At 42.2% G+C, this 14,956-nt stretch carries 9 protein-coding genes; all 9 read left to right on the top strand.

What is annotated here, in order from left to right; translation table 11 throughout:
- Positions 1–88: 88 nt before the first annotated feature.
- Positions 89–1,702, top strand: coding sequence for a M20/M25/M40 family metallo-hydrolase (locus AC4EG4_RS04850; RefSeq protein WP_490977424.1), 1,614 nt, complete (start codon positions 89–91; stop codon positions 1,700–1,702).
- A 183-nt stretch (positions 1,703–1,885) separates the two neighbouring features.
- Positions 1,886–2,842, top strand: coding sequence for a nuclease-related domain-containing protein (locus tag AC4EG4_RS04845; RefSeq protein WP_490987086.1), 957 nt, complete (start codon positions 1,886–1,888; stop codon positions 2,840–2,842).
- A gap of 140 nt (positions 2,843–2,982) precedes the next feature.
- The gene (locus tag AC4EG4_RS04840) at positions 2,983–4,074 is read left to right on the top strand and encodes an amidohydrolase (protein ID WP_490987085.1); all 1,092 of its coding nucleotides are present in this window, start codon (positions 2,983–2,985) and stop codon (positions 4,072–4,074) included.
- A 106-nt stretch (positions 4,075–4,180) separates the two neighbouring features.
- Positions 4,181–5,215: a CAP and S-layer homology domain-containing protein gene (locus tag AC4EG4_RS04835; RefSeq protein ID WP_490987084.1), complete on the top strand. Its 1,035-nt coding sequence runs from the start codon at positions 4,181–4,183 to the stop codon at positions 5,213–5,215.
- Positions 5,216–5,435: 220 nt separating this feature from the next.
- The gene (locus AC4EG4_RS04830) at positions 5,436–6,854 is read left to right on the top strand and encodes an alanine/glycine:cation symporter family protein (RefSeq protein WP_490987083.1); all 1,419 of its coding nucleotides are present in this window, start codon (positions 5,436–5,438) and stop codon (positions 6,852–6,854) included.
- 228 nt (positions 6,855–7,082) lie between these two features.
- Entirely contained in the window at positions 7,083–9,260 is a 2,178-nt protein-coding gene (locus tag AC4EG4_RS04825; RefSeq protein ID WP_490987082.1) for a 5'-nucleotidase C-terminal domain-containing protein, read from the top strand.
- Between the two features lie 390 nt (positions 9,261–9,650).
- Positions 9,651–11,120, top strand: a complete 1,470-nt coding sequence (locus AC4EG4_RS04820) for an N-acetylmuramoyl-L-alanine amidase (protein ID WP_490987081.1) — start codon at positions 9,651–9,653, stop codon at positions 11,118–11,120.
- A gap of 296 nt (positions 11,121–11,416) precedes the next feature.
- Positions 11,417–12,463, top strand: coding sequence for a C40 family peptidase (locus AC4EG4_RS04815; RefSeq protein ID WP_490987080.1), 1,047 nt, complete (start codon positions 11,417–11,419; stop codon positions 12,461–12,463).
- A 293-nt stretch (positions 12,464–12,756) separates the two neighbouring features.
- On the top strand, positions 12,757–14,760 hold the full coding sequence (locus tag AC4EG4_RS04810; protein WP_490987079.1) for an S-layer homology domain-containing protein: 2,004 nt from the start codon (positions 12,757–12,759) through the stop codon (positions 14,758–14,760).
- Positions 14,761–14,956 lie beyond the last annotated feature (196 nt).

The following is a 14,956-nucleotide window of genomic DNA, read 5'->3' as shown; positions in this document are numbered from 1 at the left end:
ATTTTGAGCAGAGTCTTTTTATTTAACGGCAAGTTCACTATAATAGAAGGAAGTGAATAGCTTTGAACAACTAGAGGAGTGAATTGCCATGGCCACATTATGGGGGACGCCAGAGAAATTACAGGATTTATTGTGTGAACTCGTCGGGTGGAAAAGCCTGACTTTGACCGATGGGGAAGTGGAGTTTGCGTATAAGCTGAAAGACAAGCTGATGGAGCTCCCGTATTTCCAGGAACATCCGGATTATATTGGATTGGGTGAAGTAAATTGGGAACGCCAAAACGTAACGGCGCTCTACAAACATCCGGAAGCGGTCGACACCATTGTCCTGATCAGCCATTTCGACACTGTGCATACAGGGGAATATGGCGATTTGGAGCCTTTGGCATGCAGCCCCTATAAACTGGCGGAGGCTTTTAAACTGATCCGCGATGAACTGGATGCGGACACATTAAGTGACCTAGACTCGGGGGAATACCTTTTCGGACGCGGTACCATGGATATGAAAGCGGGACTTGCGCTCCACATGGCCTTGATTGAAAAAGCCTCAATTGAAGAGTGGCCGATCAACTTGCTGCTCATGACCGTGCCGGATGAGGAAGTCAATTCGGCTGGCATGCGCTACGGTGTATCCAAATTACTTGATTTGGAGCGCGAGCATGGCCTCGAATACACTTTGTTTTTAAACGGCGAACCGGTTTTTGCAATGAAGCCCGGCGACAAAGCCCATTACTTGTATACCGGATCTATCGGAAAAATCATGCCGTCCGCTTTATTTTACGGCAAGGAAACCCATGTTGGCGAACCGTTGTCAGGCATTACGTCAAGCTATATTTCAACCTACTTGACGCATCGCATGGAATGGAATCCGAATTTCAAAGAAGTCGTTTACGGTGAAACCACACCGTTGCCGGTAACTCTGACACAACGTGACTTGAAATTGGAATACTCAGCGCAAACGCCTTACCGCACGTCCGCCATGTACAACGTGTTTACAATGAAGCGCGACGCTGAAGAAGTGTTTCAGATTTTTGAAAACGTCGCAAAAGAAGCGGCAGCCCATTGCGAACGTGATTACCACGCGATGTGCGAACGCGAAAACATTCAGCCGGTTGGCCCGATTACGGTTATGCGCTACGAAAAGCTGATGGACTACGCACTCAATAAATTCGGCCACGACTACATTACCGATTTGCTGCGCGATACTTTGATGCATCCAGAATGGGACGTCCGGGAAAAATCCATGCACGTCACCGATATACTGCTCATTAACTGCCAAGAGCTGACGCCTGCGATGGTGCTGATGTACGCACCGCCGTACTATCCGCCTGTCAATTCATCCGAAAACGAGCTGGTCAAGCTATGCGTCCAGCAAGTCACAGCCAATGCAAAAGAAAAATTTGATCTCGACATCGAACAAGTTCATTACTTTAACGGGATTTCAGACTTGAGTTACGTCAATTACACCAGCCAAAGCGACGGGTGGATCACTTACGAAAACAATACACCTGTTTACGGCGATCCCTACAGCATACCGTTCCAGGCAATGAAGCAATTGAAAGCACCGGTCCTGAATGTCGGTCCTTACGGCAAAGATGCACACAAACGCACTGAGCGCTTGCACATCAAAAATACATTTGAAGAAATGCCGATCTTGCTGGAAGAAATGATCTTGTCGATTCCCGTGAAAAGCCGCCATTGAGGCGGCTTTTTTGGTTGGTAGCTTTTCGCGCGCGAAAAGCGCTATTAAGGGCTTGGCATACATAGTTTTTGAAAGGATTCAAATATCATATTTGAAAGGATTAAAGGGATCAAAAATAATATTTGGATATAAATGGTAATGTTAATTTTCTCCTGCTAAACTAATAACAAAAGGAGGAGTGTCATGATTATCAAATATCGAAAAGAACCAGCAAAGATCGTCGGGTACGAAGCTTTATTGAGAAGGCTGCCACCCATGCATCCAAAGCGTTCAGCTGTCAAAAGCAGTCTTCATACCGCGAAGGCAGGATTTGGAGGAGAAGAACGTTTGGACGAAGCGATGGAATTTTTTGATCCGCCATATGCGTATCGGATTATCCAAGATTTTTCATTGCCTGCACCGTTCAAAATCCAAGTAGATACGGTCATACTTACACAAAGCGGCCTGTATTTGCTAGAAGTCAAAAACATTAGCGGAAGACTGCAGTTCCGGCAAAATCCAAGTGCTTTGCATTCGGTACTCGCGGATGGAAAAATAAAAAGCTACAAAAGCCCGATTACCCAAATGAATGAAACCACCATAAGGATGCGGATGTTTTTAAAAACTCGCGGATGGCATTTACCTGTCACCAGCATAATTGTTATTGCCCATCCCTCGCAGATTGTGGAAGACGCACCTCACACGTCCCGCATTTTATCAGCAGCAGAAGTTAGTTTTTACTTCTCCGAGATAAAGGAAAGCCCCCTTCTTTCTATAGAAGAACTCCATCGCCTCGGACAAACATTCCTCAGCGCCCATCAAGACTATGATCCATTTCCCCTGGCACCCAAATTTCAAATCGACCGCTCGGAAATCGAGTCTGGTGTTTTTTGCCCACGCTGTCTGCTCGGAAAAATGGCCAAAACAAAAATAGCATGGGAATGTGAAACGTGCCGACTAATCAGTAGAAATGCGCATGTTCAAGCACTCAATGATTGGTTCATGCTAATCAAACCGACGATCACGACAGCCGAGTGCTGTGAGTTTATCGGACTTCAAAGTCTAGATGCCGCGAAACATTTTCTCGTTAAAAACGGTTGTCAACCAGTTGGCGGGAGGCGATATCGCCATTATGTTCGTGGGTTGCTTGAAAACACGTGAGTTTCCGGTAGAAATCGCGAACACCCGGGTACACTAAGCGAACACCCGGGTATAACTCACGACAACCATCTCCACAATTCCACTCACCTCGTGTACAATCAAACTATCAAATTGAATTTTTCATAAAAGGGGACTCTCACATGGACATCGAACAGAAAATTCTCGATTACTTTACCCATTTCCACACACATCCGGAAGTCAGTTGGAAAGAAGTCGAAACCACCAAAAAACTAGTAGAGATTATGACAGATCTCGGTATCAAACATCACACTTTTGCGGACGTTACCGGGTTGATTGCTGAAATTGGTGAAGGGACCGAAGTGATAGCGGTGCGGGCGGACATCGATGCGCTTTGGCAAGAAGTGGATGGTGTGTTGCAAGCCAATCATTCCTGTGGACATGATGCCAACATGGCGATGGTGCTTGGAGCGCTCGTGCATTTAAAAAATGTACCATTGACAAAACGAGTGCGTTTTATTTTTCAGCCGGCAGAAGAAGTCGGCAACGGCTCGCTGTCTATGATTGCGCGTGGAGCGCTCGAGGATGTGACGCATTTATATGGGGTGCATTTGCGGCCTATAGAGGAATTGCCGTTTGGCCAAGTAACGCCTGCGCTCTATCACGGATCCGGTATTTTCTTAAGAGGAAAAATTACGGGAGTGGATGCCCACGGAGCACGCCCGCATCAAGGGAAAAATGCCATTGATGTGATTGCCGCCATCCATCAATTCGTCAAATCAATATATTTCTCACCTTTCGAATCGTATTCAGCGAAACTGACGCATATCGAAACCGGTGGAGACAGCCTCAATATTATCCCGGGAACGGCAAAATTTTCAATGGATGTCCGTTCCCAGTCGAATGAACTAATGAAAGAGCTTCAGCAGAAAATTGCTGAAGGTTTACACGCCATTGCCAAGCTCCATGGCGTTGAAATCAGTTTCGAGTGGACCGATTATACGCCAGCGGCCGAAGTATCGGAAACTGCGATGCACATTGCAGATAGCGCCATTCGCCAGACGCTGGGAGATGCAGCAACTGCACCTCCTATTCATACACCAGGTGCGGACGACTTTCATTTTTATACCATCAAAAAACCCGAATTGCATGCGGCGATGATCGGCGTTGGGGCAGATTTGTCGCCGGGTCTGCATCACCCGGATATGGGCTTTAATCACAATGCACTTGAGATTGGCGCTCGAGTTTTAGCAAATATAATAAAACAAAGCTAAAAACAAAAAAATTTTGAAATAAATGATAGAAAGATATGAAAATGGGTATAGATAAAATAACAAAGAAAAAATTTGGATTGGCTAACTATAGAGAGGGGGAGAACAGATGAAAAAAATTATACTGACACTTGTAGCTTTTTTATTCTTTCTCCCTTTTACAACTGTCCAAGCCCATCACTTTCCAGACTTATCAAAATACCATTTTGCCTATTATTCAATCCACAATTTATCCAATGCGGGAATTTTGAATGGATACAGCAACGGCAAGTTTGGACCAGATGATAATGTTACCAGAGCTCAAGCAGCATTAATTTTAGCTAAAACATTGAAAATCGATACAGATACAGAGTTTAAACCGCAATTCACAGATGTCCCGATCGGTCATTACGCTTACAAAGAAATTGCTGCTTTGACCGAAAAAGGTGTGTTTGCAGATGTGAAGAAGTTCAATCCCGATAACCCGCTGCCAAGATCTCAAATGGCAAAAATTATTATAGAAGGCTTTGATATTGCGGTAGACGACAATCACGAAATCAGTTTCAAGGATGTTCCTTCGACGTATTGGGCACATTCGTATATTGTCACTATGGCTGAAGTAAATATTACCCGTGGAGTAACGACAGCTACTTTTCAACCGGAAACCTTAGTGACACGTGCTCAGCTTGCTGCTTTCATTGAACGCTCTAAACAGTTTGCCGACCGAGTAAAAACCAAAGCGGTGACTTATGACAGCTCGAACAATTCTTATTTGGGAGTAACTTCAGTAGCATATGACACTATCGCCTTAATCAATGAAAAAAGAAACACAGCTGGATTATCCAAATTGCAGGAAGATCCAATGTTATCTAAAATTGCCCAATTAAAAGCGGAAGACATGGCTCGGAATAATTACTTTGATCACACATCTCCCTCTTACGGATTGCCATGGGAAATGGCAATAGAACTGGGATATCCCACCAATCAGGTAGGAGAAAATTTGGCCAGTGGATACATTACAGCAAATGAAACAGTTCGTGCTTGGATGGAATCTCCTGGACATAAAGACAACCTTTTGTTAGAAACTTATACGGTGATAGGGGTCGGATATATGGAAGACTCCGATGGCTTTCCTTATTGGGTTCATATGTACGCTATAAGATAAAAGCGGAATGGACTTTTTAAATGCACTATTTCCCGGGAAATGTCTTAAAAAACTAACAATTCTTCAATAGTTTCAAAGCATGTTATCATTATTACGAGCCGATATCCGAGACCCTCTGTTACTAGAGGGTCTCCTTTTTATAGCCTATGGGTGAGAACGTTTTCAAAATCCAAAATAGGGTATAGTATACAGGTTTAATTAAAAAAGGGGAGGAATACGAATGGATGCTTTTTTAGATGGAATCACTTGGTTCGTCGATAACGTCAACACTCTGCTCTGGACATACATACTAATAGCACTTTTGATGGGCTTAGGCCTTTACTTTACAATTCGCACCAGATTCGTTCAAGTTCGCCTGTTCGGTGAAATGTTCCGGGTCATCACGGAAAAGAAAGATGGAGATAGCGGCGTTTCTGCTTTTCAGGCGTTCACGATCTCCACAGCATCACGCGTCGGAACAGGAAATATTACCGGTGTCGCTTTGGCAATCGCCATTGGCGGACCGGGTGCAGTCTTTTGGATGTGGATGGTTGCCGTTATCGGGATGGCTACTGCGTTTATCGAAAGCACATTGGCGCAAGTTTATAAAGTCCGTGACGGCGAACAATTCCGCGGGGGACCTGCTTACTACATGGAAAAAGCGCTAGGCAACCGCAAACTTGGTATTGTCTTCGCGATTCTGTTGACCTTGGCGTTCGGATTTATCTTCAACTCGGTCCAATCAAACACGATTGCCCAATCATTTGAGGATGTTTTCAATGTTCCGGATTGGTCTGTAGGAGTTGGACTAGTACTGTTGACAGCGGTCGTTATTTTCGGCGGCGTCAAGCGGATTGCTAGCGTTACACAAGTAGTGGTGCCAATCATGGCAACCATCTACATCTTTGTTGCATTGTTTATCGTCATTACGAATTTCACTGAAATTCCTGCAGTCTTCACATTGATTATCCAAAGCGCATTTGGTTTGGAAGAAGCAGTGGGCGGCGGTATCGGTGCGGCCATCATGCAGGGCGTACGCCGCGGCTTGTTCTCGAACGAAGCCGGTATGGGTTCTGTACCGAACGCCGCAGCATCTGCCAATGTTTCGCATCCAGCGAAACAAGGCCTTGTACAAAGTTTGGGTGTATTCTTTGACACCATCATTATTTGTTCGGCAACTGCCTTCATCATTATTTTGGCAGATTTGTATTCCAACGGAGAACAAGAAGGAATTCTGCTTACACAGGCTTCATTGAATGTGCACCTTGGAAGCTGGGCGCCTTACTTCCTGGCAATTGCCATCTTGTTCTTTGCGTTCAGTTCGATCATCGGGAATTATTATTATGGTGAAACAAACATCGAATTTATCAATGCCCACAGCGGCTGGCTGACAGCATATCGTTTTGGTGTATTGGCGATGGTCATGTTTGGTGCTTTGGCACAAGTGCAATTGGTCTGGAACATGGCCGATCTGTTCATGGGCTTCATGGCCGTACTCAACCTGGTTGTTATCGGTTTGCTTGGCAAAATTGCCTTCAAAGTGCTGGACGACTATACGGCTCAAAGAAAAGCCGGCAAAAACCCGGAGTTTTTCGCGAAAAATATTTCAGGCTTGAAAAACACAGAGTGCTGGGGTGAAAGCGAAAGCCGACACGAATAAGTAAAATCAAGAGACCTTTTTGCCAATGTGCAAAAAGGTCTTTTCATATTTTGCGGATCTGCTGAACGCAACAATGGAAAAGATGTTTTACAAAAAGATCATAAAACGTCTTTAAATGAAAATAGTAATAATAGTGTGTTTTTTTTGTAAATTATATGGCTGTACTATATTTAGTTTGGTAAAGTAAAAGAGCAATTAGAAACATAATCCTTAAGGAGGAAAGAACACATGACAAATGTCTTGCATAACAAAAAGTTTATCGCTTCGGCTATCGCTGTAACAATGGTAGCTTCAGCAGTTTCAACGGTATCGGCTGATACAAAGAAATTCGAGGATGTTGCCGATCGGTACGCCGCAGCGGTGAGTTTTTTAGTTGAAAATGGCATTACGAATGGAGTTTCTGAAACACATTACGGTACAGCTGATAATATTAAGCGGCAAGACGCGGCTGTAATGATTGCGCGTGCAATAGGATACAATTCAAGTCAGGATTTCAAAGACTCTGGGTTCACAGATGTTCCTGCCTCTGCTAAATGGGCAGTAGACGCTTTAGTTCAGGCTGGCATTGTACACGGAAAGACTGAAAAACGCTTTGGTTCAACAGATTTGTTGACACGAAATGAACTTGCCAAAATTTTAGCAAGTGCAGCAGAATATACAATAGATGATAAGGTCACGAAAACACAATTTACTGATGTAAATGCAAATTTTGCGAAATATGTATCTGCATTGTTGAAAAATGGAATTACAGTTGGTAAAACTGAAAAACAATTTGGTGCTGAGCAAAATCTTACTCGTGGAGAGATGGCTTTGTTCATTTTCCGTGCGAAAGACGATTTAAAGAATGAGTTGTTTTCTATGTCATTGATGCACACAAATGATACGCATGCACGTTTAGATTCAGCTCCTAAAAGAGTAACAGCAGTAAAAGACTTTCGTGAAGAAAATCCGGATGCTTTGTTGCTGGATGCTGGAGATGTCTTCTCGGGAACATTATACTTCAATGAATTTACAGGAGAGCCAGATCTTAAAATTATGAACTTGATGAAGTACGATGCAATGACTTTTGGTAACCATGAATTTGATTTGGGTTCTTCTGAAGAGGGACACTTGGCTTTAAAAGAATTTGTTGAAGCAGCAGAATTTCCATTTGTCTCTGCAAACGTTGATTTTTCAAAAGATCCAATTTTTGATGGTCTTTTCCAGAAGAAGATTCCAACTGAAACGGCTTCAGGGAATATATACTCTGGTATCGTAAAAGAAATTGATGGGGAAAAAGTGGGAATCTTTGGTTTAACAACTAAGGATACAGAAGCCATTTCAAGCCCTGGCGAAATCACCTTCTCAGATTATATTGAAGAAGCTGAACAAATGGTGGCTGAATTTGAACAGTTAGGAATCGATAAAGTTGTCGCTCTTACACACATCGGGTTTGATGACAATGCAGCAATAGATAACGATCAGGAATTGGCAAAAGCAGTTGAAGGAATTGATGTTATCGTTGGTGGGCATACCCATACGGAACTAAGCGATCCCGTTTTAGTAAACGAGTTTGATGCGCCGACGATTATTGTTCAAACTGGCCAATATGGCGACAACCTCGGAACTTTGAATGTAGAGTTTGATGAAAATGGGGAAGTCTATGCTTACGGCGGCGAACTAATTGAAGTTAGTGAGCAGGCTGAAGACGCAGAGGCATTGGAAATTTTAGAGCCATACATGACAAGAGTCAAAGAAATTGAAGAAGAAGAAACAACCGCTGTTGCAGCAGAAGCTCTGGTAAACCCGCGTACGGGCGATACAGGCAACACTACTGGAACCAGCGTACGGAAAAATGAGACGGCTTTAGGAAATATCATCACAGATGGCATGTTGGCGAAAGCAAGAGAGTATAGCCCAGAAACAGTCATGGCATTCCAAAATGGTGGAGGCATCCGTTCGGGTATTGATGCGGGACCAATTACAGTTGGAGAAATCATTGCTGTATTGCCGTTCGGCAACACCTTGGCCACTATGGATTTAACCGGAAGTGAAATCAAACAAGCATTTGAAATTAGTGTAGGGCAATATCCAAACGAAAATGGTGGATTCCTTCACGTGGCTGGCGCTAAAGTTGAGTTTGATGCTTCAAAAGCAACGGGATCAAGAGTTACTTCTATTGTATTTGTAGATGCTGAAGGCACTGAAACAGAATTGGTTGACAGTGAAACGTATAAAGTAGCAACAAACGCCTTTACCGCTAAAGGTGGAGACGGATACGATGTGCTGGCACAAGCATATGCAGAAGGCCGCGCAATTGATTTAGGCATATCAGATTGGATCAATTTCCAGGAAGAGTTAGAACGGATTGGTGCAATCACTCCTGAAACTGAAGGACGCATTGTAGAAATAAATACCCAGCCATAACCTCAGATTAACAAAAAAGCTTTGTCTTCTTTTAAAAAGAGGACAAAGTTTTTTTTATTTGCAAAAAACTTATGTTTACGAAATAGACAGGCGGGTATAAAGACATCTTTTTAAAATAACTGGCATAAGTTGATTTACAAAGCTTAAAATTTCAAAAAACTAAAGAAATATCCAGTTTTAACCTTATTTCTTGGAGACTAACTTATGAAGAAATTTTAATAAAATTCAAAACACTGACGTATAAGCAAAGATTAAAAATAGGTATTTGGACTGACTTTGTATAACGCTTTTAATTCGTAAATACCAAAAATAGGTTTATAGTTACATAGAATATCTCTAGTTTATGGTTTAAAGTATGGATTAAGAAATGAATATAGGGGGCAAATGAGTTTGAAAAAGTGGATAATTTTGTTATGTATAGCACTAATTGCATCGGTAATAGTTCCCATGAGTCATGTGAAAGCAAGTGTGAATTTTCAGGATGTCGGTGATAGCCACCGGGCAGCGAAAGAAATATCGTATTTAGTAAATAAGAAGATTATCAATGGGGTTTCAGACACTCGATTTGTTCCTGACAGAGAAGTGACAAGAGGAGAAGCCGCTGCCATGATCGGTAGAGCTTTAAATTTGAACGGCGCAAAGCGCAATACAACGTTTAAAGATGTGGGTCCTGGAAATATGGCTTCTGGATACATTGTTCAACTTGTGAACATGAAAGTTATTAATGGCTATGGAGATGGCACATTCCGCCCTGATGCCAAGCTAAATCGTGGAGAAATGGCCACATTAATCAACCGTGCTTTCGTGAAGGAACTTGGCGGTGCTACCTCTTCAAACGCAGCTAAAAATCTTATGGATAAAGGCATTGCACAAGGGATAAGTAGTGGGAACTTTGGAGCGAATGTAACAATTGTCCGTTCTGATTTTGCTGTATTCATGGCAAGAACGCTAAACACAGATTTCCGTATCAAAAGCGGAGATACTTCTATTTTTAAAACAACGCAGTATGTAAGCGTAGGTTCGACTGGGTTAAATGTTCGTTCAAAACCACAAATCATCAATTCACCTTCGAATGTTATTGGGAAAATTAGTCATGGTCAAGCAGTAAGTGTCGCAAGTTACACTGGAAATTGGGCATACATCAAGTCCAATAATTTAATCGGGTATGTTGATAAATCATATTTAAAATCTGCTAAACCGGCAGCGGTATTGCCATCTCCTCCACCAGCAGCTGGAAAAGACATTACAGTAGTTATTGATCCAGGCCATGGCGGGACAGATCCTGGAGCCGGCGGTTTTGGATTTTTAGAAAAAAATGTAGTCTTAAATATTAGCAATCACATGAAGTCTTACTTTTCAAAGACACCAATTCAAGTAAAAATGACGCGTACGGGTGATACTTACCCGAGCCTGACTCAACGTGCACAATTTGCCCAAAATAACGGGGGCGACGTGTTTGTTAGTATCCATGCGAATGCGTTTAACAATTCGGCAAATGGCCAAGAATCCTTTTATTATGGATCTACGTCTGCTGTGAACCCGAATGTTAATCAATCAAGAGCTTTGTCTCTCTATATGCAAGCTCGTATGCAAGAAGCTTGGCCACTGGCAAACCGTGGAGTAAAACAAGGGAACTTTGCCGTGCTTCGCCAAAACACAGTTCCTGCATCTCTTGTTGAAATAGGTTTTATTGACAGTGCAACTGATATTGAATTTATTAAATCAGAAGCTCACCGCAAAAATATGGGAAGAGCACTTTTCCTGGCAACGCTGGATTATTACTACCATTACCAAGGCCGTACAGATCTTGGTCAGTACTACAGTACAGCTGGTGCATCACCAAGTAAAAGACTTCACTAATTCCGATACATTTCCACATTGGATACTCCACCTAAATTATACTGGTGGAGTATTTTTTTAGTGAAGAAATACTTACCTGCATCTACCTGCATACAAAACTCAATAGAATAAATTTAAATACCCTTTAATTGTTATAATTAAACAAATAAAAGTAACTTGTTACGCAACTGTAATGTAAATGTAACAATATATGTTAGAATTGTCTGCTAAAATCAAAATTAGATTAAGATTACAAAATTTATGATTCAGTGCCTGATCAGCATCCTGGGTCCCCAAAAAATATAAGAGGTGACAATTTGAAAAATCGCATATTGCTAATAATGATGATGGTACTACTATTTTCAGTAATCAGTCCTTTCCTATCAACTGAAGCTAAAGCTACAGCACCAGACGACATTGCCAGTTATGCTCTAAAGTTTAAAGGCACACCTTATAAATTTGGCGGAACGACAACCGCGGGATTTGATTGTTCAGGATATATTCTTCATGTTTTCAAAAACTTTGGCATTTCATTGCCCCGTACATCGGCCGAGCAATTTGCAGTCGGTACAGCTGTTTCAAAAAACAATCTTCAAGAAGGTGATTTGGTATTTTTCGCCAACACTTACAAGCCAGGCATTTCCCATACGGGGATTTACTTGGGAGATGGCAACGTGATCTCTGCTGAAAGCAAAGGCGTAGCAATATCGAATATTAATACCAATCCTTACTGGGGTCCAAAATATGCAGGAGCTAAACGATTAAGTGGAGTTAAAAGTGTAGCTGCACCTATACAAGCTTCGTTGCCTCCTGTAACTAACGGCCAATTTAAAGATGTTGCGGCTAGCCATCCTGCATATGAAGCGATTAAAAGCTTAAATGTTTCTGGTGTCATCAATGGTTTTGAGAAACAGGATTTCCGTCCTAACGAATCCGTTACTCGTGGACAAGCAGCAGCAATGGTCAACCGTGTATTGAATTTAAAGCCATCAAGTGCAGTGAAGTTTAGTGACGTGTCAACCACTCACCGTTTTGCAAATGATATCGCAGCAATGAATCAATCCGGTATTATTTTAGGGTACACAAATGGAGCGTATGGTGTAGACGATACGCTTACGAAAACTCAATTAGCCGTTATACTTGAACGTGCTTTCAAAATGTCGGAAACAAGACAGGCTCAAGCAAAAACATCTTCTGTCAAATACCTGGATATTCCACCAAGTTTTTGGGCATATGAACATATCATTACATTAAAAGCGATTGATCAAACCACTGTATTCCAAACATCAAGATATTACGAAACTAAAAATGCCAACCGTTCTGAGTTTGCGGCAGCTTTGTATAGCTCGATGTTAGCGAAGTAATTTATATAAAATTGGACTTTCCGTATTCAGTATTGGAAAGTTCTTTTTTTATGCATTATATAGGTATTAAGTACTGAGTAAGAAGTCTAATTTTAAGTAACTGAAAATTAGTTTAGGCACAAGGAGCTTATTTTAAACTATTCCCATATTTACCTTCTTTAAAACATATTTTTACTATAAACTGTTTATAAAAGAGTATATTATTGGAAACAAATGAACTAATGGACGGATACAAGAAAGAAAATAAGCCTACACTGCTTATACTAATCAAACAGAATTTACAGGGGGCCCACATGAAAACAATTAACAAGTTCTTAGTTATCCTTTTATTAGTATCCGCATCTTTTGGCTTTGCCACAACAAGTGAAGCAACGGATATTGTTCCTGGCAGCGCATTGGAAAAAGAAATGAAAGAAATGGTGAAACGAGGAATACTTACGGGTTACACAGACGGTACATACAAGCCGACAGAAAGTGTGACACGCGAGCAGTTTGCGGCATTTATCAATCGCGCATTGAATTTGCCGGCAGGAATACACCCGTTTAAGGATGTACCAAAAAATTCAAGCCTTTCAAATGAAATTGGAGCTGTATACAGTTCGGGGTTGATGGTCGGTGTGACGGATAGCACGTTCCGCCCTGCAGCTAACATTACCCGTGAACAGATGGCTCAAACTTTAAAAAATGTTCTTGAGTATCAAGGGATGGACATAGTAGAACAGCGCGTTGAATTTTCGGATGCGAAAGATTTTGTGTCATCAGGAGGAATTCGCGCAGTATTTGCAGTTATGCATTATGATATTACTGCAGGCATTCCCAATGAAAATGGCGGATTAAACTATGCACCTAAAGACATCGCAAGCCGCGAACAGGCAGCAGCTTTCATTTACCGCTTTCTTCTCGCTCATGAAAAAGCGAGTGCACCACCGATTCTTCCAGACGTTCCAAGTGATGGATCCTTATATTACTTGGGATATGTAGAAAATGGCGTATTAGTAAAACAACAGTACGGCCACAAAGAATATTCATTGGCAGCTGAATCGTTTAAGAACGTACCAACTGCTCGAGCAATTTTTAAAGGGGATGAAATCATCCGTATTAAAAGTGGACTTGCGTTTGCAAATCGGGTTTCAGGCAGTGGCGTTAAAGAAGTAACAACTGTTTACTATGATTCTGGATTTGCCAAACAGGCGACTTATATTGAACACGGCAGAGAGCTCCGATACATTGATGCGAACGCAGAGTTTGTAAAAGTGCAAGTAGGAGGAACAATCGGATATGCCAAACACAGCGAAGTGGATTTTGTCCCTTCTGAGTTGATTGTAAACCGTGATTATTACTTGAAAAATCAATGGGGTACTTTGGAACACCATCAATACAATTATGTCAGCAAATCCCGCGCCAGCCATTCTATCGGTCCGGCACCATCTGAAATGGTGGCGGGAGTGAAATATTACAGCAAAGATGGCGTCCACTTTGCGAACGGAGCTGGGGTTACTCAATTCGTTCATTATCCATATTTCCAGTATCAGTCGGTGCGTACTAAAACCAACTATACCGCTGCGCAGCTGGATCAGTTTGTGATGAGTAAACTGAGAGAAGTTACGACCACTTCGGGGACATACAAAGATGCAGCTACTAAATCAAAACTAATTGGCAAAGGCAGATACTTTATCGAAATGCAGAACAAGTATAATGTCAATGCATTGTTTATGCTATCCGCTGCGATGCATGAAAGTGCTTATGGCATGAGCGGCAATGCACAAACGAAAAACAACTTGTTTGGAATCCGCGTTTTTGACGGATCTCCACATGAAGGCACTGTTTATTCACAGCCCGAAGGAAGTATTGATGCCTTCGCCCGTGAGTACATGAACCGCAATTACGCAAATCCGCTTGGTGGCTATGCAAATGGAGCAAGCCCAGGCAACAAGACGACAGGCTTTAATGTCAGCTACGCCTCTGATCCAACATGGGGAGCGAAAGTTGCGGGGCATATGTTCCGTGCGGATTTGGAATTAGGCAAAAAAGACATTGGCAAACATAAATTGGGCATCACCAATACAGCGTCTACGAATGTCAGAAATGCACCAAATGGCCCGACCATCTTGTATCAATTCAAACGTGCAGACCTCGGCGTCAATAACGCTTTTGGGTATCCGGTTGTTATTTTAGGCTCTCAGCAAGCAAGTGACGGCCATATCTGGTATCAGATCATTTCCGACTTGAATCCTGATGCAGATACAAACAACAGGGTAGGCTGGGTCCGCTCAGATTTAATTGATTTAATTAATTAATAGCTGCAAAAACAAGCAAAAGGCGCTTTGGATAATTCCAAAGCGCCTTTTGCTTGTTTAAACTTGTAGACAAAAGAATATTTATAAGACTCAAAGAATAAAATCTCATTTGTACAAAATCCTGCGCTCCAGACGGACGCTTTCCGCGGACGAAGCGCTGAGCCTCCTCGTCGCAAGCTCCTGCGGGGTCTCCTTC

Source organism: Planococcus sp. TJ-201, assembly GCF_058268495.1.
The sequence above is the reverse complement of the archived record's forward strand: the minus strand, read 5'-3'. Positions and strand labels throughout refer to the sequence as shown.